Below are 23,398 nucleotides of genomic sequence, written 5' to 3'. Positions count from 1 at the left end.
ATGTCGGAATTCTTGGCTCGCAGCGACTTCGCTGGGCGCACTGTGCTCGTATGCGGGGCGCGAACGGCGGGAGCGTCGGCTGCGCGGGCTCTGGCCACGCTAGGCGCTACCGTCCTGGTGACTGACCGAGGACCGGTCGCCGCAGGGCTGCCGGCTGGCGCCAGGTTCCTCGGCGATATCTCAGCGATACCGAGTGGAACCGATGCCCTCGTCACGTCGCCGGGTTGGCGGCCGGATCACCCGCTGCTCATCGCGGCTGCCGACGCCTGTGTGCCGGTTTTTGGTGAGCTCGAGTTTGCCTGGCGAATCAGGGACGAGGCCGCTGCGCTTTGGCTGATGGTCACGGGCACCAACGGCAAGACCACGACCGTTCGGATGCTTGAGTCAATCTTGGTCTGCGCCGGTCGGCGTGCCTTGGCGGTAGGCAATGTCGGCGTCCCGATCATCGATGCCGTTATGGCAGAACCTTCCTACGAGGTCCTCGCTGTGGAAGCCTCCAGTTTTCAACTTCATCATTCGTCGACGATCCGCCCGCACGCCGGAGTGTTACTCAATATCGCGCCCGACCACCTCGACTGGCATGGTTCTATGTGGAACTACTCGACAGAGAAGGCCAAGGTCTGGGCGGGGCATCGGGCGATACGAAATGCCGACGATGTCGCTGTCAGTGAACTGTTCGCCCGAAGTGGCGCGAGCGTTTCTAACGTCATGGACAGCTTCACGCTTGGCGAGCCCGACGCTGGTCAATACGGTGTGCGCGCCGATGTCCTGGTCGACGGTCAGGGCCGAGCGCTGTTGCCGACCGCTGAGGTCCGTCCGCCCGGCTCGCACAATGTGGCGAACGCCCTTGCGGCGGCTGCTCTTGCCGAAACAGTAGGCGTCGAGCCAGCGCAGGTCGCTGTCGGCTTGCGGGCCTTCGTTCCGGATCCGCATCGCAACCATCGCGTCGCATCGGTCGGTGGCGTCGACTTCATCGATGATTCCAAGGCGACGAACGCCCATGCGGCCGCAGCGTCAATGTCAGGGTATGACCGCATCGTATGGATCGCAGGCGGCCAGCTGAAGGATGCGCCAGTTGATGAACTGGTCGCAGAGTTCGCGCCTCGAATGCGGGCGGCGGTCCTGCTAGGCGTAGATCGCGAGTTGATCGCCGCCGCGTTCGCACGACACGCGCCGGATCTCCCGGTGATCATCGTGTCGAGGACGGACGATAGGGCCATGTATGACGTGGTCGCTGCTGCTGCGTCGCTGGCAGCGGCCGGCGACGTGGTCCTCCTTGCGCCCGCCGCGGCGTCCTTGGATATGTATTCCAGTTACTCAGCTCGTGGCAAGGCTTTCGCCGACGCGGTGGCAGCTCTGAACGAGCAAGGCTCGTCGCCGATGACTTCGGAGCCGCAGGCTTGATCACCGAACTGAGGTCCCGAGTCGGTGGTACGCGGGTCATGCGCGCGTCGGGCCGGTATCTGGAGAACCCGTTCGCTTCCGTGCAGCTGATGTTGGCAGCAGGAGGAGGCCTTCTCTTCTTCGGTCTGATGATGTCCGCGTCAACCACAATCTCGGCGTCGTTGCATACCACCGGTGATGACATCTGGTCTCAGCTCATCAGAGAATTCGCTTTTCTGATCTTGAGCATTCCGGTTTTCTGGATTGCCGTCCGCATGCCACCTGCCGCCTACCGGCGGTTGGCCTATCCGGCGTTGGCGCTTGCGTTGATCCTGCTCGTCGGAGTTTTGGTGCCGGGCATCGGCGCGACCATCAATGGGGCACAGCGATGGATGCAATTCGGCCCGCTCACACTGCAACCTTCAGAGTTCGCCAAGCTCGCGGTTCTGCTCTGGGGTGCGGATCTGCTGGCACGGAAAGAGTCTCTGAAGACGCTCAAGTCGGCCAAGCACGTCATGCTGCCATTGGTTCCCGGGTTCGTCGCGATCATTGCCCTCGTCATGTTGGAGCCCGACCTCGGCACCAGCCTGTGTTTTGTGATGATCTTGATGGGCTTGTTGTGGATGGTCGGTTTGCCCTACCGCTACTTCATGCTTATTTTTCTGGGGCTTGCCGGGGCAGTGACGGCACTCGCGGTCACGGAGCCATATCGGCTGCAGCGCCTTACGACGTTCCTGCACCCGAGCGTCGACGCGCAAAGCCATGGCTATCAGGCTCTGCACGGTCTCTGGGCGTTGTCCTCCGGTGGGGTGTTCGGAGTTGGCCTCGGCCGAGGCACCCTGAAATATGGTTGGGTGCCCAACGCCAACACCGACTACGTATTCGCTGTTGTCGGCGAGGAGTTGGGCCTGCTGGGCACGACTGCGGTGCTGTTCCTATTCGGGCTTTTCACGTATGCAGGTATGCGGATCGCGTTCCGCAGCAAGGATCCTTTCGTTCGCCTCGTCGCCTCCGGTGCCGGAATCTGGATCGCGGGTCAGGCTTTGATCAATATCGGTTACGTGACGGGTCTCTTGCCTGTCACCGGCATTCCGCTGCCGTTCATCTCCAGCGGTGGCACATCGCTCATTTTGACCTGCGGCGTACTGGGCATGCTCGTCTCCTTCGCTCGTCACGAGCCAGCTGCGGTGAAGGCGGCGCAGCGAGCAGCTGAAGCCGGTAGCACGACGAGGTGGGTGCGAACACTTTGCCTGGGTACGCCCAAGACCGCGCAGCCAAAGGTCAGGTCTAACTCCAAGGCTGCCACCGGCACGTCGGCCAAGCCACCGGCGAAAGCACCGACTAAACCACCGGCGAAACCACCGGCAGGGCGGCAACCGCATCCAGCCCGTGGCCGGCCCGTCCATCAGCCAGCAGCCAACTCGTCGAGACAGCCAGCCAGGCAACCGGTTACCCATACAGCGCGCCAGCCAGTGACGCGCACGCCTACTCCCAGCCGAGTGGCGCCAGCGGCCGGTCGGCTACGTTCAGCAGCTCCAGCGTCGCAGGGTCTTCGCCCAACTGGTTCGGATTCCGCGGGCCGGCGCCCGAGATGATTTCGGCTGAACCACCTAAACCGGTGTCGATAGTTATTACCGGTGGGCACTCGGCTGGTCATATCGAGCCGGCAATGAACGTTGCAGACGCAATTCGGAAGCTAGCGCCCGAAACGCGAATCACCGCATTGGGCACCGAACGGGGGCTGGACACGACGCTCATCCCGGCGCGTGGCTATGCACTCGAACTCATCCCGCCTGTCCCGTTGCCCAGGAAGTTCAATCTCGCTCTCCTCAAGACGCCTGGTCGGGTCGCTGATGCCGTCCGAGCTGCAGGTGCGGTTCTGGACCGCGTGGGTGCAGATGTGGTGGTGGGCTTCGGGGGATACGTCGCGGTTCCTGCGTACCTGGCGGCCCGAAAGCGACACATTCCTATCGTTGTTCACGAGGCCAACGCGCGCCCGGGTGTCGCCAACCGCTTGGCGGCGCGGCTCACCCGGCATGTCTACACGGCCTCGGATGCGGTCAAGATCAGGCACGGAAAGCCAGTCGGAATCCCGTTGCGGCCGGCCATCACAGAATTGGATCGTGACTCGGCCCGTCTGGCTGCGCGTCAGAAGTTCGGCCTGAATCCCGATCGGGTGACGCTGCTTGTAACCGGCGGGTCCCAGGGCGCCCAACGTCTGAACGCCAGCGCGCTTGGCGCTGCTGAGGCATTGGCTGCGGCTGGCGTACAGGTATTGCACATTGCGGGCTCGAAGAATGTGGTGACCGCACCATCTCGCTCACCGGGCCAAGCGCCGTATGTCGTACTGCCGTATCTCGAATCGATGGCCGACGCGTACGCCGCGGCGGATTTCGTGCTTTGCCGATCTGGCGCGATGACGGTGGCTGAGCTAACCGCAGTCGGACTGCCGGCCGCTTATGTCCCTTTCCCGCTACGTGGTGGCGAGCAACGCTTGAACGCGGAGCCCGTTGTCGCGGCTGGCGGCGGATTGCTTGTTGCCGATGAGGCGTGCACCCCGATCTGGGTAGCGCAGAATGTAGTCAAGGTAATGGTCGATCAGCCTCGGCTGGCTGCCATGACCGAGGCGGCCCGGCGTTCGGGTGCCCGTGATGCGGGAGCGATTCTCGCGCGTGAAGTTCTGGAGGTTGCTCGTGACAGGCGAGGCTGACGATTCGCCCCAGGCCTGGCTGCCGGAAGCAGCGACCCGGTCGCAGTCGAGCTACGACCGGCCGGAGGACTGGTCAGCTCCCGGAGCCGCGCTGGTGACCTCGGCCGCGACCGAGGAGATACCGTCGGCCGAGGAATTGGGTCGGGTCCACATCATGGGCATAGCCGGGGCCGGAATGAGCGGCCTGGCCCGGATCATGCTTGCCCGCGGTCTACAGGTCTCGGGCTGTGAAGGACGAGAATCGGTTACGGTCACGGCGCTTCGAGCTCTCGGTGCCGATGTGGCGATCGGGCATTCGTTGGATCACCTGGATGACATCGACACGCTGGTTTACACCACAGCCATCAGTCCGAAGAACTTCGAGCTCGTCGCGGCTCGGCAACGTCCGCTTCGGGTGTTGCGCAGGGCCAGCGGTCTCGCCGCGATGATCACCGGTCGTCGCGCAGTAGCTATCGCGGGGACGCACGGCAAGACGACCACGACATCGTTGCTGACGGTGGCAGCTCAAGCGTCCGGGCTTGATCCGTCTTTTGCCATCGGTGGAAACCTTTATGAATCCGGGCTCAACGCACACGCCGGAAGTGGCGATCTGTTCATCGTCGAGGCAGACGAGAGCGACGGATCGTTCTTGTTGCTTCGTCCGGAACTAGCGATCATTACCAACGTCGAGGCTGATCATCTCGAGAATCACGGCGACCTCGAAGGCATCTTCAGGGCTTTCGAGCTGTTTGTGGATCGGGTAGCTCCGCACGGTCTGCTGCTGACCTGCGCTGATGATGCGGGCGCTCGACGGGTAGCTCAATACGCTCGGGAGAAGGGCCTGGACGTACGCAGCTATGGCACCGCCGACGATGCCGATATCAGGGTTTCCGACATCCTGGAGCATCCAGATTCGGTGGAGTTCACGGTTCAGGGCTCGGCGGTGCCCACGAGCACCGTAAGTGATGTGGCGCTCAGCCCTGAGCCGCATCGCATCCGGGTCGGGGCTCTTATCGGCCACCACATGGCCCTCAACGCGTCGGCCGCCTTTGCTTTGTCGGTCGCGCTGGGCATGGACCCTGACAAGACAGCGGAGGCCTGGCGTGGTTTTCAGGGCGTACATCGTCGATTCGAGTTCCGCGGTTCAGCGGGTGGCGTCAGGGTGTACGACGATTACGCCCATCATCCGACGGAGGTGCGTTCGGCTCTGACTGCAGCGCGATCGGTGCTCTCGGGCGACGGGCGTCTCGTCGCGGTCTTTCAACCGGGCACGTACAGCCGGACGCAGACCTTTGCCAAGGAATTCGCCGAGGCCATGGCTGTCGCCGATATTGCTGTCGTCATGGACATTTTTCCGGCGCGTGAGGAGCCGATCCCGGGGATCACCGGCGCTCTGGTGGCCGAACAGATTCCGCTTGAACCCGACCACGTGATCTACGAACCCAGTTGGGGGGCCACCGCGCGCCGGATCGCATCAGTCGTGCGGCCTGGGGACGTCGTGATGACGATGGGGATCGGCGACGTGCACCTGCTCTGTCCGGAGATCCTGGCAGAGATCACTGAGCTGACTGCGACTGGGATCGAAGACCTGTGAACCGCGTTACGTCTCGTCCGGATGAGGTGCAATCGGAAGGGGTTTCGCGAACGCGGACAGATCATTCTCCGTGGGCACGAAAGTGGTTGATACTGGGCGTGCTCGTCGTCGTCGTTGCCATCCTGACCTGGGTAATCGCGTTCTCGAGTCTGCTTGGCGCCACGTCGGTCAAGGTGACGGGCACGAAGTTCCTGTCGACGGCGCAGGTAAGGCAGGCGGCGGCGATCAAGCAGGGGACGCCGCTAATACGACTTGACACCGCGGCAGTCACGCGGCGGGTCGAAGCGTTGGCCGAAGTGCAATCAGCGCAAGTCACAACGAGCTACCCCAACGCGGTCAGCATCTCGATAGTCGAGCGCACCGCCATTGGATATCGCAGCACCGGGGGAGGGTTCTCGCTTGTAGACGTTGACGATGTGGCCTTTCGCCCGGTGCAGGTACCACCTACCGGTCTGCCTCGACTCGACGACGGGGCAACGTCTTTCGCGTCCAACGTGGCTACCGTCGCGGGATCGCTCAGCCCCGCCGTCGCGAAGCTGGTTCTGAGTATCGCGGCACCCACCGCTGAAACCATCACACTCACGCTACGCGATGGTCGTACTGTGTTATGGGGTGACACGGATCGCAGCGAAGACAAGGCCAAACTCCTGCCTGCGCTGCTAACTCAGCCTGGTCGCCTGTTCGATGTCAGTGACCCCGACACGGTAATCAGCCGTGGCTCGAATTGATCGAATCGGTGTCCACATCACCAACATCTGAATGCTGCGACCGAGGGACAATTGATCTGCATTGCGGCGCGCCTGCTTGTACAAGTCGATCCGGCAACTACCTTCGCAATATCGCCTAGGTTGACATAACGTTAAGGGTCTACCTGAGGGTGAGAGTTCACACCGACGATCGAAAGAGTGCCTCATGACTCCACCGCACAACTACCTGGCCGTCATCAAGGTCGTCGGTGTCGGCGGCGGCGGCGTAAATGCCGTGAACCGCATGATCGAGCAGGGCCTCAAGGGCGTTGAGTTCATCGCGGTGAACACCGACGCACAAGCGCTGCTCATGTCGGACGCCGACGTGAAACTAGACGTCGGTCGAGAATTGACGCGCGGTCTGGGTGCCGGTGCGCAACCCGACGTGGGCCGGAAGGCCGCCGAAGACCACCGCGATGAGATCGAAGAGGTGCTCAAAGGCGCGGACATGGTCTTTGTCACCGCGGGCGAGGGCGGTGGCACCGGCACCGGCGGCGCGCCTGTTGTAGCGAGCATCTCGCGCAAGCTGGGGGCGCTGACGATCGGCGTCGTAACCCGACCGTTCTCTTTCGAAGGTAAGAAGCGGGCAAATCAGGCCGAATTAGGCATCGAGCAACTGCGCGCCGAGTGCGACACGTTGATCGTGATTCCGAATGACCGGCTGCTCCAGATTTCGGATAACAACGTCTCGGTCATGGACGCATTCCGCAGCGCCGATCAAGTCCTGCTATCCGGTGTCCAGGGCATCACCGATTTGATCACCACGCCGGGCCTCATCAATCTCGACTTTGCTGACGTGAAGAGCGTCATGAGCGGAGCGGGGTCTGCGTTGATGGGCATCGGGTCGGCGCGCGGCGAGGGGCGCGCACGCGCGGCGGCAGAGATGGCGATCGCGTCGCCGCTGCTCGAGGCGAGTATGGAGGGTGCCCACGGAGTCCTGCTGTCGATCTACGGTGGGTCAGACCTTGGTCTCTTCGAGATCAACGATGCGGCTACCTTGGTCGCCGAATCTGCTCATCCGGATGCGAACATCATCTTCGGTGCCGTCATCGACGACACCTTGGGCGATGAGGTCAAGGTCACGGTCATCGCGGCGGGGTTCGATTCGGGTCAGCTGCCCTATAAGAAGGTCGAAGTCCGCCGAGAGGGCGACGCGCCCGCTATGGGTCCGAGTGCAGGTGCTTCAGTCACGCCCGATTCGGTCTCCCGACCTTCACTACCGGCCGGTTCATCTGTCACGGCTGGCGGCACGACCTCGAGCACCGTAAGCCCCGGCTCAACGTGGACGCCGAGCCCTTCGGCGGCTCGCAAGCCGGTGAACGTGGACGAGGACGAACTCGACGTTCCCGATTTTCTCAAATAGGACCGCCTCGGCGGCGAGAGCATGAACACCGAAGAGCAGTGACGATGCTTACTCATGCGGAGCTTACTGATACGGACCGCTCAGCACAGCTGGAGACGAATCTGGCTGCGGTCCGCGATCGGATAGCGCAAGCTTGCCAAGCCGCGGATCGATCGCCGGACGAGGTGCGTCTGGTTGCTGTCACGAAGTTCTTCCCAGCCCTCGACGCGGCGATCTTGGCCGCCCTGGGGGTTTCGGACCTCGGTGAGAGCCGCGATCAGGAGGCCGCCGCCAAGGCCGCCGCAGTCGCGGGAATGACCGATCAGCGGGTTGATTGGCACTTCGTCGGCCGGTTGCAGACGAACAAGGCTCGGTCCGTTGCCGGCTACGCCAGCTTCGTCCATAGTGTCGATCGGGTCGAGTTGCTCAAGCCTCTCGCAACGGGCGCGGCGCAAGCGGACCGTCAGAATCTCGGCGTATTTGTACAGGTCAGTCTCGACGGCGACGTGTCGCGCGGCGGCGTTGTCGGCACCGACGTTCTCCGACTGGCTGGCGAGATCGTCCGTCACGAGTCACTCAGGTTGCAGGGTGTGATGGCAATCGCACCCTTGGGGGCCAATGCCGACCGGTCGTTCGCTGATTTGGCGGTGATTTCTGCTCGACTCAGTTCGGAGTATCCAGGCGCCACGATGATCTCCGCAGGAATGAGCGGCGACCTCGAGGCCGCAATCCGCCGGGGTGCGACACACGTTCGAATCGGTACGGCGTTGCTTGGCCGCCGAGCGCCAACTTTCGGATAACGTCGCGACGCAAGTAGCGGGTAGTAAGTGCAGCACCGACACAGGAGGACGAGATGGCTACAGCCTTTCGGAAGATGGGCGTCTACCTCGGGCTAGTCGAGGACGACGACTACGCCGACGGGACGGAGTCTTACGGTGCGCTCGCTCGCGACCCGCATTACTCGCGCCGGGAGGTCGACGTTCCTCAGCAACGTGGCTATGAGAATCATGGTGCCCAGGCTGATCAAGCGCATGCGGCGGAGGCCTACGACGACTACGACGTCGCCTACGAACAGCCGACGCAGCGGATCACCACGCTGCATCCGCGGACGTACAACGAAGCCAAGACGATCGGCCTGCAGTTTCGCGCCGGCACTCCGGTGATCATGAACCTGACGGAGATGGACGACGCAGACGCCAAACGGCTGGTCGACTTCGCAGCAGGCCTTACCTTCGGTTTGCACGGCAGCATCGAGCGCGTCACTCCCAAGGTTTTCCTGCTCAGTCCTCACAACGTCACCGTGACCGCGGCCGACAAGCAACGAATCGCCGACACCGGTTTCTACAACCAGAGCTGAGTCCGCTACCACCAAAGCCGCCGCCGTCGAATGGCCCCGGTACTCGGCTCGGGCTGAGCGAAGGACAAGCGGCGTCGCGATGGTGCTGCAATGAGCGCGGCACAACTAGACTTGATCTATGTCGACGTTCTGGGCTGCAATTGGACTTGCCCTACTGGTCTTCTATTTACTGGTGATTGCCCGTCTGGTCGCGGAGACTACCCGCAGTTTCGCGCGTTCGTGGCGGCCGGCGGGCCTGACCGCAGTAGGGCTGGAAGTCGTTTACTCGGTAACAGACCCACCGATGAAGCTGCTGCGCAGGATCATCCCGCCGCTCCGACTTGGTGGCGTCAGCCTTGATCTCAGCGTCATCGTGCTCTTCATCATCATCATCATTTTGCAGCAAATCGTCGGCTCTCTTGCCGGTGCCAGTTATGGTCCGAGCCACTGATTTCGGTCCCGGCGGTCGCGTCGGGGCATACATTTCTATGGTGGAAAATGCCCGTCCTGCGCACGTAACGCGTCGTGATCGGTATTCTCTCTTTGCGTTCACTTAGACCAATCGAGCGCACAGGGGCTACCTTTGCGGGTGCCGCTGTACTCCGTCCGTCCGATCTCCAGGTCGAAATGCTCCAAAACAGGAGCGTTTCAACCCGACACATGAGGTGAATCGATGCCTTTGACACCCGCCGAAGTCCACAATGTGGTCTTCAAGAAGCCCCCGATCGGCAAACGCGGGTACGACGAAGAAGAGGTCGACGCTTTCCTCGACATCATCGAGGTCGAGCTCGCCCGACTGATCGAGGAGAACAAAGATCTCCGCGATCATGCAGACAAGGTCGGCAGCGCGCCGGCAGACAGCGCTGGTCAAGGCGCCGACGTCGCGGCACTGAACGCCGCTCGCGACGAGAATCGCAAGCTGGCCGCCCGCGTCAACGAACTGGACACGACGCTCGCCCAAGCCAAGCAGGCCGCCGCCAAGGCGCAACAGGACCTCACCGCTGCTCAGCAGGAGCTTGCGGCGTCACGTCAGCGGGCGACCGCGGCCGGCGGTGACACGGCGGCACTGGCAGCTGCTCGCGACGAGAACAAGCGCGTTGCCGCTCGGGTGACTGAACTCGAAGCCGCGCTCAACCGCGCGCAGCAAGAGCTGAACGCTGCGCGTGCTGCCGCTCAGGCCGCTCCTAGCGCAGCGCAGGCAGCGGCGCCGGCTTCCTCGGGCGTGGCACAGCTCAGCCAGGCCGAACGCGTTCTCGCGCTGGCCCAGCAAGCAGCTGATGAGCAGACCGCCGCCGCTCGCGCGCATCACGAGAAGACGATCGCCGAGGCGAAGGCGCATCAGGACCGCGTTCAAGCCGAGGCGCGCGCGTTCCACGAGAAGACCGTGAGCGAAGCTCAGTCCCGGGCAGACCAGCTGGCCCGCGAATCTCAGGCGAAGGCGGCCAGCACTGTGCAGGAGGCCGAACAACGGGCCGCACAGATCACGACCCAACTCGAGCAGCGCAAGGCCGCTCTCGAGAAGCGTCTCGAAGAACTACGCACCTTCGAGCACGAATACCGTTCGCGGTTGAAGAGCTACCTCGAATCTCAGCTGCACGATCTTGATGCCAGTGGCAAGGCCGAACCGGCAGACGATCGCGGCCAGGGCGATGGCAACGGCTGATTAGAGCCGCGCCATTGTGAGATCGCCGGAGCGGCGCCATGCAGTTTGCGATTCTGCTGCTGCTCGTCGTTGCCCTCGGGCTCCTAGTCATAGGCATCGTTGCAAATAGCGCGGCGCTCGTGACCGCATCGATTGTTATCAGCGTGCTCGCTGCAATGGCAGTGTTGCGAATACGACGGCTCCGCAGCCGCGCTCTCACTGTGTTGGCTGCCGGTGCTGCGCCCGGCCAACGGGCGGAACCTGAAGCACGGCAGGCCGGACTGGCAAAGAGCGCCGGCCCGGCGGAGCCGGCGATGGCTGAGACCGTCGCCCCGCTATCGCGATCTGGGGACGTGATCGTCCGAGTCGTCCATGGCAGGCCCCGCTACCATCTGTCGAGCTGCGAGTTCATCAACGGCCGCGCCAGCGCCCCCGTCGCACTGACGCGAGCCGTAGAAGATGGATTCACGCCATGCGCGCTCTGCGATCCGGATACGGCCCTCGGTAAATAGCATGGATCGCAAGACATTGCGTTAACCGAGGCGGGGGCCACACCCCGCGTACGAGTGTGACTCGTCGGTCAACTGTTGATGCGTGCCAGCCAGAGGTGAAGCCCCAGGTCCTCCTCGGTTGACTCGGCAAAGTCGGCTGGAACAGCGGGAGCGCCCTCGACCAGTTCGGTCGCGAGGACTTCGCGGGCAAGCTCATCGGCATGTTCGCGAATGGCCTGCGCTGGTTCAGGTGAGCCTCCGACACGCCAATGCAAGGAGATCCGATCGGTCACGTCATAGCCAGCGTTCTTGCGTGCCTCCTGCACAAGTCGGATCACATCGCGCAAGATGCCCAGCCTACGTAGCTCGGGGGTGAGCTCCAGATCGAGCGCGACCGTTTCGGAGCTGTCGCTGGCCACCGCCCAACCTGAACGCGGGGTCTCCGTGATCAAAAGATCGTCAGGGCCGAGCGTGACCACTTCGCCCTCGACGCGGACCCGAGCTACTCCGGCTCGCAGGTCGCGCACGAGGGCGGTCGGCTCGAGCTGAGTGATGGCCGCAGACACGAGCTTGGTGCGGGGCCCAAAACGTGCACCGAGGGAGCGAAAATTCGGTTTCACCGTGAGATCGACAAGTTCGCCGGCGTCCGCGAGGTTCGCGAGCTCCAGCACATTGAGCTCGTCCATCACCTCAGACTTGAGGGACGGCGGCAACGCCGCCCAGCCAGCTGCCGAGATCAGTGCGCGGCCAAGGGGTTGGCGGGTCTTCGCCTTCGCCTCGGCACGAGCAGAACGCCCCAGCTCGACGATGCGGCGTACCAAAGCCACCTGCTCGGACAGGATGATGTCGACGTCCGCATCGGCCGCCGGCCACGATGCCAGATGTACCGACTCGATTCCGCTCGGCTCGGCGAACAACGCATGCCAGACCCGTTCGGTAACAAAGGGCACGAACGGCGCGAGCATTCGGGTCAGTACGTCCAGGCAGTCATGCAGCGTCTGCAGTGCTTCGGGATCACCTTCCCAGAATCGGCGCCGCGATCGCCGTACGTACCAGTTCGAGAGATCGTCGATCAGGCCTGCGAGCGCCTTGCCTGCGCGCGCCGGGTCATATGCCTCGAGTGCGGCATCGACTTCGACAGCCACGCGGCGGGTTTCGTTGCGAGCCCACCGATCAAGCGGGGTGGCCGCCGCCGCGCCGTCGGCAGACTTCGAAGCGGCGGGAGCCGGATTCCAGCTGTTCGCTCGGGCATACAGCGACTGGAAGGAAGCTATCGACCAGTAGGTGCGAAGTACCTTCGACGCGATCTCTTCGAGGTTCTTGTGGCCCACCCGGCGCGCGGACCAGGGCGATCCGCCGGCAAGCATGAACCAGCGCACGGCGTCGGCGCCGTGCTGATCCATGAGAGGGATGGGTTCGAGGATGTTGCCGAGATGCTTACTCATCTTGCGACCGTCCTCGGCCAGAATGTGGCCCAGGCAAACAACGTTGCGATAGCTGGATTCGTCGAACACCAAGGTGCCGACGACCATCAAGGTGTAGAACCAGCCCCGGGTCTGATCGATGGCTTCGGCGATGAAGTCCGCTGGGTAGTTCTCGCGTGCGAGTTCGGCGTTGCGGTGCGGGGCCCCGAATTGAGCAAAGGGCATCGAGCCGGAATCGAACCAGCCATCGATGACCTGCGGCACGCGGCGGAAAGTGCCCGCGACACCGGGCAACGTGAAGGTCGGCGCATCAACGAAGGGACGATGTGGATCGAGGTCATGCAAGTCCTCGCCGCTGAGTTCGGACAACTCGGCGAGCGAGCCGACGCAGACGAGGTTTTCCGGATCGAGGTCGTTGCGCCAGATCGGCAAAGGTGTACCCCAGTAGCGATCGCGTGACAGCGCCCAGTCGATGTTGTTGTTGAGCCAGTCTCCATAGCGCCCGTGCTTGATGGTGTCTGGGTACCAGTTGGTCGCCTCGTTCTGAGCCAGCAGCTCCTGCTTACGCTCCGTCGTCCGGATGTAGAAGGACGGCAGCGCGTAGTACATCAGCGGGGTATGGCATCTCCAGCAATGTGGATAGGAGTGCTCGTAGTTCACATGCCTGTAGAGCAGGCCGCGCGCTCGAAGGGTTGCTACCAGCGTTGAATCGGCGTCTTTGAAGAAGACTCCGCCGACTTCGGGCACATCAGCCAGGAAGTGCCCGTCCGGGCCGATCGGATTGACGACCGGCAGGCCATAGGTGCGACTGATCGCGAGGTCATCAGCGCCGAAGGCGGGCGCCTGGTGCACGAGGCCTGAACCGTCCTCGGTGGTGACGTAGTCGGCGAGCACAACATAGTGCGCGGGATTGTCCGCATCGCCGATCGGGATGTAGTCAAAGGGACGCTGGTAGGTCCAGTGCTCGAGCTCGCGTCCGGTGAAGCGGGCCAGTTCGGTGTAGTCGGCCCCGCCCAGTGCCTTTGCGAGCAGCGGCTCGGCAACGACGAGGGTATCGACCGATGACTCGGACTCGGCCGTCTCGCCCTCTACGGTCTGCACGACGACGTAGGTAACGTCCGGGTTGACGGCAACCGCAGTATTGGACACCAGCGTCCATGGTGTGGTCGTCCAGACGAGCAGGTCCGCCTTACCAGCAAACGGCCCCGAGGTGAGCGGAAACTTCACGTACACCGACGGATCGACGACTGTCTCGTACCCCTGCGCAACCTCGTGTTCGGACAGGCCTGTGCCGCACCGTGGGCAATACGGCGCTACGCGGTGACTCTCGACGAGAAGTCCTTGGTCAAAGATCCTCTTGAGCGCCCACCACACTGACTCGATATAGGAGGCGTTCATCGTCCAGTAGGCGTTGTCGTAGTCCGCCCAGTAGCCCATGCGTTCACTCATCGCAGTGAACTGATCGACGTTTCGTTGCACCTCAGCTCTGCACTGGGCGTTGAACTCGGCAATGCCGTACCTCTCGATATCCGGCTTGCCCGTGAAGCCAAGCTGTTTCTCGACCGCGAGTTCGACGGGGAGCCCGTGACAGTCCCACCCGGCCATCCGCGGGACGTGATACCCCTTCATGGTCTTGAAACGCGGGAAGAGGTCCTTGAACGCGCGGGCTTCGATGTGGTGCGTGCCTGGGGTTCCGTTGGCGGTCGGCGGTCCTTCGTAAAAGGTGAAGGTAGGGCCGTTCTCGGTCTGTTCCAGGCTGCGATCGAAGACCTTGGCCGTCCGCCAGAACTCGATGATTTGTCGGTCGTTGGCAGCGAGATCGATGTGGGCCGGCAGCGCCTCGTAGCTGCTCACATACGGCGTAGCGGCCTGCGAGGTGGGCAATTCTGCCATCGTTGTTCTCCTTCACCTGGGCTGTGGCCCGAGCAGACGCTGGCTCTCAGGCCCTTCGGTGAAGGGACGACAGCTCTCGCTGCCGCGGTACCACCCCTCTTGACCGCTCGATCGTGCTGACCGGCCCGCTCTTCAGTGCTGCGCTCGGTTCTACTGGGGCTGTGAGCCTGTTCTTCCGAAACTCCGAGGTGATTTCACGTGCGGAACGTAACCCCGGGCTCGCACCGTCCCCAGGTCGCTGGTGTTCGTTTCCGTCGCTACTCGTCCTCATCGACGTCCGGCAACAGTCTACTTGGCCCCACAACTTTGTCTCGCGGCCGAATGCTGCTCATTCTCGGCACCCGCCCGATTCACCCTCATTAGGGGAGAATGACATTTGGCGCGGCCCCTAGCGCTTAGATCATCTCGCTCGTATTCTGAGCGCTTTGCTGGACCACGTGACATGGTCGAGTAACAACGATGGGAAGCGACGCCATGGCTGGTGTTCTGAACCGGATAGAGCAGGTCCGAAGCGGGCTGGCGGCTCCGGGTCGGACGCTGCCGCGGCAGTTGGTGACATTGTGAGGGGCGCCGATATCACCGGTATCGGTGTTGGGGTCCTTGGCGACGATGCTTCGCCGACTTCTCTGCCGACAAAGAAGTCAGCAAGGAAGCCGGCAAAGAAGACACATCCAGCGCAGGCACGAAGAGTGGTCGCGGCGAAGACGCTGGCGCCGGCCAAGAAATCACCATCGGCTAACAAAGCAGCCGAGCCAGCGAAATCACCAGAAAAGGCGGCGCCTGTGACCGCAGTGCGATCAACTCCGGCGAAGAATTCAACCGCGAATCGTTCGGTCCGCAGTGCGGACCAAACCGGGAAGGCCGGGTCCACCAACGCTGGCGCGCCAGCACAAAAGGCACAGCCGAGGCAAAAGACACCGGCTAGCAAGGCGTCGGCCAAGGCAACGGCGGCGGCAAAATCCGTCGCTCCTGCCAAAGCACCTGCGCCAACGCGGAAAGCGGCAGCCGTGAAGAAGGCTGACATGGCTGAGGCGTCGGTGACGGCCAAGAAAGCGTCGCCAGCCAAAGCGTCGCCAGCCAAAGCGTCGCCAGCCAAGAAAGCTTCGCCATTGCGAAAGGCTTCGCCGGCAAAGAAGGCTGCCCCAGCCAACGTTGCGCCGGCAGACGCAGTCTCGGTTGCATCGAGGCCGAGCAAGGCCGGCCCAACCAAGAAGGCAGCGCCGGCCAAGCCTGCAGCCCCCACGAAGACTGCAGCGCCCGCGAAGGCTCGTTTGGTCAAGGCAAGTGCAACCAAGGCTGCCCCAGCCAAGAACGCTGCCCCAGCCAAGAACGCTGCCCCAGCCAAGAACGCAGGACCAGTCAAGAACGCGGGCACAGGCAAGGATGGGGGACCAGCGAAGAAGTCGGGACCAGCGAAGAGTGGGGCGTCGGGTGCCGGCGTGGCTGAGGCAGCTCAATCAGCCGAGGGCGTTGAAACGACAGAATCGACCGCCGGGGCGACCCCTGCCAAGAAATCTGCGTCAACCAAGAAGGCCGCCATCGTCAGCGTCTCCGAACTGAGCCTCGCAGAACTGGGGGAGCTGCGCAGCCAATTGGAAGCCGAACTCGTTGAATTGCAGTTGGAGTACGACCGGTCGGTTGCCGAGATGAACGATCTTCAGCAGAACAACACCGATGGGGCCGGAGACGATCAAGCCGATGCCGGCAGTAAGACGTTCGAGCGCGAACAAGAGCAATCGATCGTGGCCAATCGACATGACCTGATTGCTCAAATCGAGCGCGCTATCAGGCGCATCGATCTGGGCACCTACGGCCTCTGCGAGAACTGCGGTCGGCCGATCCCGAAGGCGCGCCTACAAGCGCTGCCAATGGCGACGTTGGATGCTGAGTGCAAGGCGCGGGAGGAGCGTCGCTGAAGCGACCGGGAAGCGAGCAGAACCGCCAGCGGCGGAGCGGGTGCCCACTTCGATAGGGGAGAATGGGAGTGTGAGCATCCCGGACCTCTCCAGCAGCGGGTTTGGCAGCGGCCCAACCGAACGCGGCCAGTCCAAGACCCGACTGTCGGTGTTCTTCGCCGTAGCGAGCCTCGCTATCGCGGCCGATCTGGTGTCGAAGTTGTTGGTTGTGGCCAACATCCAGGAGAACGACCGCCCAATCAGGCTCTTGGGTGGGGCGGTGTATCTAGTCCAGGCGCGCAACAGCGGTGCGGCCTTTTCGGTAGGCACCGGAGCGACCGTGATCCTTACCGCGATCTCGCTCGTCGTCGCGGCAGTGATCGTTCGTGCGGCTCGACGACTCACCTCCACCGCCTGGGCAGTCTCGCTCGGCCTGGTCTTAGGCGGCGCGATCGGGAACCTGATCGATCGGTTCTTTCGAGCGCCCGCACCGGGCAGAGGCCACGTCGTCGACTGGATTTCGCTATTCGCTTCCGACGGGCATGTGTGGCCGATTTTCAACCTCGCAGATTCCTCGATCGTGATCGGGGGAGCAATAGCGGTCTACCTCTCCGTCCGGGGGATCGACTTCCATGGTGAACGCGGTCCGGCCTTCGCGAGCCCGAAGGTATGACCGACACGCGGATGATGCCGGTGCCGGACGGCCTCGAGGGACTGCGACTGGACATCGCGATTTCCAGAATGTTCGGCCTGTCGCGGACGGTTGCGGCTGATCTGATCGACGACGGATCGGTAACGCTCAACGGCGCCAGTCCGGCGCGCTCGGAGAAGGTCAAGAGCGGTTCCTGGCTCGAAATCACGATCCCGGAACCCGTCAACCTCGCGGCCGCGCCGCCGGTGTCCGTCGACGGGTTGACGATCCTGTTCGAAGATGACGACCTCGTGATCGTAGACAAACCGGTCGGCGTGGCCGCTCATCCGACGATCGGCTGGAGTGGGCCTACCGTCTCGCAAGGGCTGGCAGCGATGGGCCTTCGCATTTCGACGTCCGGCGCAGCAGAGCGCCAGGGCATCGTTCACCGGCTCGATGCCGGCACGACCGGCGCGATGGTGGTGGCCAAGAGTGAGTTGGCCTACACCAAACTCAAGCGAGCTTTCAAAGAGCGGACGGTTGAGAAGTTGTACTCAGCACTCGTCCAAGGTCATCCCGACCCGAGTAGCGGAACGATCGATGCACCCATTGCGCGCCATCCGTCATCGGAGTGGAAGTTCGCCGTGGTTGCCGGTGGCCGTGACAGCGTCACCCACTATGAAACCGTCGAGGCCTACCGGGCAGCGTCGCTGCTCAACATTCACCTTGAAACCGGCCGAACGCACCAGATCCGGGTGCACATGGCCGCACTGAAACACCCATGTTGCGGCGACCTTCTCTATGGAGCCGATCCGGTGCTGAGCCGCAAGCTCGGTCTCGACCGGCAGTGGTTGCACGCGCGCTCGCTCGGATTCGAACATCCGACGACCGGGCAGTGGCTGGAGGTCACGTCGCCATTTCCAGCCGACCTCCAGCGCGCCCTGGACGTCCTCGAAGCTGAGAGCTGAGACCTGGACCAGTGCGATCAGGTATCAGTTGGCTGGCGATGAACCGCCGGAGACCTTGTACGACCACAGCTCGGAGCTGACGCCGACATGGCCCTGGCCGTGAGCGTGTGCCTGCCCGGACGGGCCGGCGTCGGAATCACCGCTCGGCTCCGATGCCGCCGACGAGCGGTGCCCGTGGCCGAAGGCAGGCGACTGTACCCACGCGTTGAACGAGTCCTCGTCGCGCCATCGGGTAATGACCAGCCAGGTGGTGCGCTCGTCAGTGGGCTGGAAGAGTTCAAATCCCTCGAAACCATCGGCGTCGTCCACCGCGCCGGCTCGGGCGGCGAACCGCTTTGCGAGCTCGTCGCCGCTGTCGCGGGGGACGGTGATGGCGTTTATCTTTATGACCGACATGGTGGTCATCGTGCCAGAACAACGAGACACGCGCGACACGCCGAGGCTGGTACTCGTTGTCGGTGCCGGGGTGCAGAATCAAGTCCGCTGGCCAGCCCGAGCGATGGGCGCCACCTGATTGAGACGAGGGCCGTCATGTCTGGTTTTCTGCGCAACCGTGAGACAGCATGAGCGGTCCGGCTGGGTCGAACGACTCCTTTGTGCACCTGCACAACCACACCGAGTACTCGATGCTCGACGGGGCAGCCCGCCTCAAGGACTTGTTCGAAACCACTGCTCAGATGGGCATGCCAGCCCTGGCCATGACCGATCACGGCAACGTCTTCGGTGCCTACGATTTTTACAAGCAGGCCAAAAATGCCGGCGTCAATCCCATCATCGGGATGGAGGCCTACCTGACCCCGAACACCCATCGCGGCGAGCGAACCCGGGTCAAATGGAACCAGGGCGGTGACGACGACGTCTCTGGTGGCGGCGCTTTCACCCACATGACGATGCTCGCCGAGTCCACCGAGGGGATGCACAACCTGTTTCGGTTGGCTTCGCGCTCCAGCCTCGAGGGGTTCTTCTACAAGCCACGCGCCGACCGGGAATTGCTGAACGACTATGCCAAGGGTCTCATTGCGACCACGGGCTGTCCGTCGGGTGAGATTCAAACCTGGTTGCGAATCGGAAATTACGAGAAGGCCGTAGCGAGCGCCGCCGAGTTCCGCGACATCTTCGGCGCGGGTAACTTCTTCCTTGAGCTGATGGACCACGGTCTGGCGATCGAGACCCGGGTGCGTGATGGCCTGCTGCGCCTCGGCAAGGACCTCGAACTGCCGTTGGTGGCCACCAACGACCTGCATTACACCCGGCCCGGTGACGCCGCAGCCCATGAAGTGTTGTTGTGTGTGCAGTCGGGCAAGACGATGCAAGACGCAAACCGTTTCAAGTTCGACGGGGACTCCTACTACCTCAAGTCGCCCGCCGAGATGCGGTCGCTGTGGGCAGACAAGTACGACTTGCGAGAAGCCTGCGACAACACGCTGCTGATTGCTGAGCGTTGCCACGTGGAGTTCAACGAGTCCGCGAACTACATGCCCAGATTCCCCGTGCCGGACGGAGAAAACGAGACCTCGTGGTTCGTCAAGGAGGTTGAGAAAGGCCTGATTCACCGGTATCCCAGCGGGATTCCGGACGAGGTACGTAAGCAGGCGGACTACGAAGTCGGCGTCATCGTCCAGATGGGTTTCCCCGGCTACTTCCTGGTCGTCGCCGACTTCATCAACTGGGCAAAAGAGAACGGCATCAGGGTGGGACCTGGCCGTGGTTCCGGCGCTGGATCGATGGCGGCCTATGCCATGCGGATCACCGACCTCGACCCACTGCGCCACGGGCTCATCTTCGAGCGATTCCTAAACCCCGACCGTGTCTCGATGCCCGACTTCGATGTGGACTTCGACGAGCGCCGTCGCGGCGAGGTCATTCGTTACGTCACCGATAAATACGGCGACGATCGCGTTGCCCAGATCGTCACTTACGGCACGATCAAGGCCAAGCAGGCGGTCAAGGACGCAGCCCGGGTACTGGGCTACCCATTCGCGATGGGCGATCGCATAACCAAAGTGATGCCGCCGCCGGTTATGGGCAAGGACGTCCCGCTGTCCAAGATCTTCGACACGAGTCACGACAGGTACGGCGAAGGCGGCGAGTTCAGGGCGCTATATGACGCCGACCCAGAGGTGAAGAAAGTCGTCGACACCGCCAAGGGTCTGGAGGGCCTGAAACGGCAGTGGGGTGTGCACGCAGCGGGTGTGATCATGTCGAGCGAGCGACTCGTCGATGTCATTCCGATCATGCGCCGCGAGCAGGACGGCGCGATCATCACGCAGTTCGACTATCCGTCCTGCGAGCAGCTCGGCTTGATCAAGATGGACTTTTTGGGGTTGCGGAACCTCACGATCCTCGACGATGCGGTCGACAACATCAAAGCAAACCGCGACATCGAACTGGTCTTGGAGGAGCTGCCGCTGGACGATCGCCCTACCTATGACCTGCTCTCACGCGGTGACACCCTGGGGGTGTTCCAACTGGACGGTGGCCCGCTGCGTGCCCTGCTGCGGTCCATGCGCCCGGACAATTTCGAAGACATTTCTGCGGTTATCGCGCTGTACCGGCCTGGGCCGATGGGCGCCAACTCTCACAACGAGTACGCAGATCGCAAGACCGGCCGGAAGGCTGTCACCCCGATTCACCCTGAGCTCGCCGAGGCCTTACAGGACCTGCTTGGCGATACGTACGGCCTGATCGTCTACCAAGAGCAGGTCATGGCCATCGCTCAACAGCTGGCCGGTTACACCCTTGGCGCTGCCGATTTGCTGCGTCGGGCCATGGGTAAGAAGAAGAAATCCGAACTCGATGCGCAATACGAGAACTTCTCCGGGGGCATGGCAGCCAAGGGTTATTCAGCGGGTGCGGTCAAGACCTTGTGGGACATTCTGCTGCCGTTCTCTGACTACGCATTCAACAAGGCTCATTCGGCGGCTTACGGGGTGCTGTCGTACTGGACTGGCTACCTCAAGGCGAACTACCCGGCGGAATACATGGCCGCGTTGCTCACCTCGGTCAAGGACGACAAAGACAAGATGGCCACTTATCTCGCCGAGTGCCGTCGCATGGGCATCAAGGTGCTGCCGCCGTGCGTGAACGCATCCGATGCGAACTTCACGCCAATAGGGAGCGATATTCGGTTCGGCCTGTCGGCGGTTCGCAACGTTGGCGGCAACGTCGTCGCCTCCATAACGTCTTCCCGTCGGTCCAAGGGGGAGTACACCGACTTCGCCGACTACTTACGCAAGGTCGATGCGGTTGGCTGTAACAAGCGCACAGTCGAGGCGTTGATCAAGTCCGGCGCGTTCGATTCCCTCGCTCACACGCGTAGGGGACTGATCCAGGTCTATGAACAATCCATCGATGCTGTCGTCGACACCAAGAAGGCCGAGGCAATCGGGCAATTCGACCTCTTTGGGTTTGGCGGATTGGACGACACCCCGATGGACACCCCCCAGGCCGACGTGTTCGCAGTTCGCGTCCCCGATGGGGAATGGGACAAGACCGTCCTGCTCAACTTCGAGCGGGAGATGCTTGGGCTCTACGTATCTGATCATCCGCTCTTCGGGGTGGAACACATTCTCGCCACCGCCGCTGAGGTGACGGTCGCAGACTTGCAGACCGACGCCGTCAACGACGGGCAGAGCGTGACCGTCGCCGGGATCTTGTCGTCGGTGACCAGGCGAATGACAAAAGACGGCAAGCCGTGGGCTCAGGTGACGCTCGAGGATCTCGAAGGTGCCGTCGAGGTGCTGTTTTTCCCAGCGTCCTACCTTCAAGTGGGCATGAAGGTGGCTGAAGACGCGATCGTGGTGATCAAGGGCCGCGTCGACGCCCGTGAAGACACGATTCGTATCATCGGCGCTGACTTGACGTTGCCAGACCTGAGCCAGGGGCCGAACGGTCCAATTCGATTGCAGATAGCCCCGGCGAGGTGCACGCCGCCGATCGTCGAACGACTACGTGACGTTCTGCGCGGGCATCCGGGCACAACTGAGGTCCATCTCGAACTCGTCAATGGTGATCGCCGACACCCGTTCAAGCTTCCGGACGGGCTCCGGGTTACTGCGTCCCCGGCGCTGATGGGAGATCTAAAGGCGCTCCTCGGCCCCAATTCGGTTGCCGGCTAGCCAAAGTTGCTGGCATTTCAGACGGGAGCGCTGACGCCGTGACATTTCTTGCCGTGCCTGGAGGCCAGCCAGCGTTTGCCTATGCCGGGCAGCCGATGGACGTTCTCGCGGGACTCGACGGGCAGCCAGCCGGTTTCGCGGTGGCGAACATGACGATGCCGCCACACTTCGCGGGCCCGATTCCGCATGCGCACGACGCTTTCGACGAAGCGATCTATGTGCTCAGCGGGCAGTTGCATGTCCTGACCGACCGTGGTGAGAGGGTCGCTGAGGCCGGTCAGTTACTCGTGGCGCCACGAGGGCAGCGGCACGGTTTTCGCAACCCGAGTGACAGCCAGGTCGTGGTGCTGGGTCTGTGGTCACCGTCCGCGGCGGGATTGGCCTTCATGCGCGATATCGGCAGCGCGTTGCCCGCCAGCGGGCCGCCTGATCCGACACTGATGGCCGAGATTTACGAACGTCACAGCAGCCGGTTGCTGCCCTGAGCGAACACCCACTGCTCCTTGCGAACTCAGTGACCGACTCAAGCGTTCAACAGGTATGAGTTATGAAATTCGTCCCGGGAGACCCGACGATGACTCGTCCCGGCACGAACGGCCGATTTACGACGAGCACATCGTGATCAACGGCGCGTCGACCGGCGAACCCACGTTTGGCCGTCCGGCTGATGGTGGCATGGCCAACGGTGGGGTCTTCCAGCCTGTCAATACCGGCCCGGAACTGTCGCAGGTGGTTCTGCGCCGTTATCTGGTAACCCGAGCAATCGGTGCCTCGGTGGTGCGAACAGTGCACTGGTTCGGAATCGCGGTACTCGTGCTCGCGGTCCTTGTTTGGTTCGCAGGCGTCGAGTGGCTCGCAATCCTGATCGGGTTGGCAGCGATCTTCATCTTGCTGACTCGCGCGGCACTCTCAGCGATCCAACGTCGTATTTCTGGCGTAGACGGCATGGGCCCGGCGGCTCGAGAAGTAGACAAGCTCGTCGGGCAGACCAGAAAGGGCCTGCGCTCGGAGCTACGGCGAATCGGCCTGCCGGCCGCGCCGTGGGGGCCCACCCTGGTCGGATTGCGACTGATTCGACCCACAAAGCGCGCTGAGACGGTTCAGAAGCTGACCAAATTCGACCTCACGCAGGTCGTCCCGAGCAGCACGTTGGACGAACTCGACCTGGTGCTGCGAAACTCCAAGATCGTGTAACGCTCGGCACCGCTACGGTTCCGAGCGTTACACGATTCGGTCTGGGGACTAT

Annotated in this window: 21 protein-coding genes; 18 read left to right on the top strand and 3 right to left on the bottom strand. The window is 62.7% G+C overall.

The window, feature by feature from the left end:
• The 11 genes from murD (at nt 1) to ACSMXN_RS16025 (ending at nt 11,244) form a co-directional block, all read left to right on the top strand.
• Complete coding sequence (gene murD / locus ACSMXN_RS16075) at nt 1–1,404, top strand: UDP-N-acetylmuramoyl-L-alanine--D-glutamate ligase (RefSeq protein ID WP_022912769.1); 1,404 nt, start codon at nt 1–3, stop codon at nt 1,402–1,404.
• On the top strand, nt 1,401–2,978 hold the full coding sequence (gene ftsW, locus ACSMXN_RS16070) for a putative lipid II flippase FtsW (protein WP_155958319.1): 1,578 nt from the start codon (nt 1,401–1,403) through the stop codon (nt 2,976–2,978). Before murD ends, ftsW begins: the two co-directional genes overlap by 4 nt.
• Entirely contained in the window at nt 2,975–4,093 is a 1,119-nt protein-coding gene (gene murG / locus ACSMXN_RS16065) for an undecaprenyldiphospho-muramoylpentapeptide beta-N-acetylglucosaminyltransferase (RefSeq protein WP_022912771.1), read from the top strand. Before ftsW ends, murG begins: the two co-directional genes overlap by 4 nt.
• A complete protein-coding gene (gene murC / locus ACSMXN_RS16060) occupies nt 4,077–5,666 on the top strand; it encodes a UDP-N-acetylmuramate--L-alanine ligase (RefSeq protein WP_022912772.1) in 1,590 nt (529 codons plus the stop codon). Before murG ends, murC begins: the two co-directional genes overlap by 17 nt.
• A 98-nt stretch (nt 5,667–5,764) precedes the next feature.
• Nucleotides 5,765–6,394 (top strand): FtsQ-type POTRA domain-containing protein, encoded by a 630-nt coding sequence (locus ACSMXN_RS16055; RefSeq protein ID WP_196811234.1) that lies wholly within the window; start codon nt 5,765–5,767, stop codon nt 6,392–6,394.
• 184 nt (nt 6,395–6,578) lie between these two features.
• Complete coding sequence (gene ftsZ / locus ACSMXN_RS16050) at nt 6,579–7,775, top strand: cell division protein FtsZ (protein ID WP_022912774.1); 1,197 nt, start codon at nt 6,579–6,581, stop codon at nt 7,773–7,775.
• A gap of 44 nt (nt 7,776–7,819) precedes the next feature.
• Nucleotides 7,820–8,554 carry a YggS family pyridoxal phosphate-dependent enzyme gene (locus ACSMXN_RS16045; RefSeq protein WP_027139316.1) on the top strand — a complete coding sequence of 245 codons (735 nt, stop codon included), beginning with the start codon at nt 7,820–7,822 and terminating at the stop codon, nt 8,552–8,554.
• Between the two features lie 53 nt (nt 8,555–8,607).
• A complete protein-coding gene (locus tag ACSMXN_RS16040; protein WP_022912776.1) occupies nt 8,608–9,111 on the top strand; it encodes a cell division protein SepF in 504 nt (167 codons plus the stop codon).
• A 118-nt stretch (nt 9,112–9,229) separates the two neighbouring features.
• Nucleotides 9,230–9,541: a YggT family protein gene (locus ACSMXN_RS16035; RefSeq protein WP_022912777.1), complete on the top strand. Its 312-nt coding sequence runs from the start codon at nt 9,230–9,232 to the stop codon at nt 9,539–9,541.
• Nucleotides 9,542–9,763: 222 nt separating this feature from the next.
• Nucleotides 9,764–10,753, top strand: coding sequence for a DivIVA domain-containing protein (locus ACSMXN_RS16030; RefSeq protein ID WP_022912778.1), 990 nt, complete (start codon nt 9,764–9,766; stop codon nt 10,751–10,753).
• Between the two features lie 38 nt (nt 10,754–10,791).
• Complete coding sequence (locus ACSMXN_RS16025; protein WP_022912779.1) at nt 10,792–11,244, top strand: hypothetical protein; 453 nt, start codon at nt 10,792–10,794, stop codon at nt 11,242–11,244.
• 68 nt (nt 11,245–11,312) lie between these two features.
• On the opposite strand, the gene ileS is transcribed toward ACSMXN_RS16025, so the two are convergent.
• A complete protein-coding gene (gene ileS / locus ACSMXN_RS16020; RefSeq protein ID WP_022912780.1) occupies nt 11,313–14,540 on the bottom strand; it encodes an isoleucine--tRNA ligase in 3,228 nt (1,075 codons plus the stop codon).
• Nucleotides 14,541–14,940: 400 nt separating this feature from the next.
• On the bottom strand, nt 14,941–15,915 hold the full coding sequence (locus tag ACSMXN_RS16015; protein ID WP_196811252.1) for a hypothetical protein: 975 nt from the start codon (nt 15,913–15,915) through the stop codon (nt 14,941–14,943).
• A 64-nt stretch (nt 15,916–15,979) separates the two neighbouring features.
• Between ACSMXN_RS16015 and ACSMXN_RS16010 the strand changes: the two genes are divergently transcribed.
• The 3 genes from ACSMXN_RS16010 to ACSMXN_RS16000 all read left to right on the top strand — a co-directional run bounded on the left by ACSMXN_RS16010 (nt 15,980) and on the right by ACSMXN_RS16000 (nt 18,034).
• Nucleotides 15,980–16,456, top strand: coding sequence for a TraR/DksA C4-type zinc finger protein (locus ACSMXN_RS16010; protein ID WP_027139318.1), 477 nt, complete (start codon nt 15,980–15,982; stop codon nt 16,454–16,456).
• Nucleotides 16,457–16,526: 70 nt separating this feature from the next.
• On the top strand, nt 16,527–17,108 hold the full coding sequence (gene lspA / locus ACSMXN_RS16005) for a signal peptidase II (RefSeq protein WP_022912783.1): 582 nt from the start codon (nt 16,527–16,529) through the stop codon (nt 17,106–17,108).
• Nucleotides 17,105–18,034 (top strand): RluA family pseudouridine synthase, encoded by a 930-nt coding sequence (locus ACSMXN_RS16000; protein WP_022912784.1) that lies wholly within the window; start codon nt 17,105–17,107, stop codon nt 18,032–18,034. Before lspA ends, ACSMXN_RS16000 begins: the two co-directional genes overlap by 4 nt.
• 24 nt (nt 18,035–18,058) lie before the next feature.
• On the opposite strand, the gene ACSMXN_RS15995 is transcribed toward ACSMXN_RS16000, so the two are convergent.
• Nucleotides 18,059–18,430, bottom strand: a complete 372-nt coding sequence (locus ACSMXN_RS15995) for an antibiotic biosynthesis monooxygenase family protein (protein ID WP_022912785.1) — start codon at nt 18,428–18,430, stop codon at nt 18,059–18,061.
• Here ACSMXN_RS15995 and ACSMXN_RS15990 point away from each other — a divergent pair.
• Genes ACSMXN_RS15990 through ACSMXN_RS15975 form a run of 4 tightly spaced genes read left to right on the top strand, consistent with a single transcriptional unit; the run spans nt 18,420 to nt 23,346 of the window.
• A complete protein-coding gene (locus ACSMXN_RS15990) occupies nt 18,420–18,548 on the top strand; it encodes a hypothetical protein (RefSeq protein WP_022912786.1) in 129 nt (42 codons plus the stop codon). The genes ACSMXN_RS15995 and ACSMXN_RS15990 overlap by 11 nt on opposite strands.
• A gap of 49 nt (nt 18,549–18,597) precedes the next feature.
• Complete coding sequence (gene dnaE, locus ACSMXN_RS15985; protein WP_022912787.1) at nt 18,598–22,152, top strand: DNA polymerase III subunit alpha; 3,555 nt, start codon at nt 18,598–18,600, stop codon at nt 22,150–22,152.
• 38 nt (nt 22,153–22,190) lie between these two features.
• Nucleotides 22,191–22,637, top strand: coding sequence for a cupin domain-containing protein (locus tag ACSMXN_RS15980; protein ID WP_022912788.1), 447 nt, complete (start codon nt 22,191–22,193; stop codon nt 22,635–22,637).
• 55 nt (nt 22,638–22,692) lie between these two features.
• Complete coding sequence (locus tag ACSMXN_RS15975) at nt 22,693–23,346, top strand: hypothetical protein (protein WP_022912789.1); 654 nt, start codon at nt 22,693–22,695, stop codon at nt 23,344–23,346.
• The last annotated feature ends 52 nt before the right edge of the window (nt 23,347–23,398 follow it).

The organism is Parajatrophihabitans canadensis (genome assembly GCF_053764775.1).
Note: the sequence above shows the minus strand (reverse complement) of the source record. Positions and strands in the feature narration are given on the sequence as shown.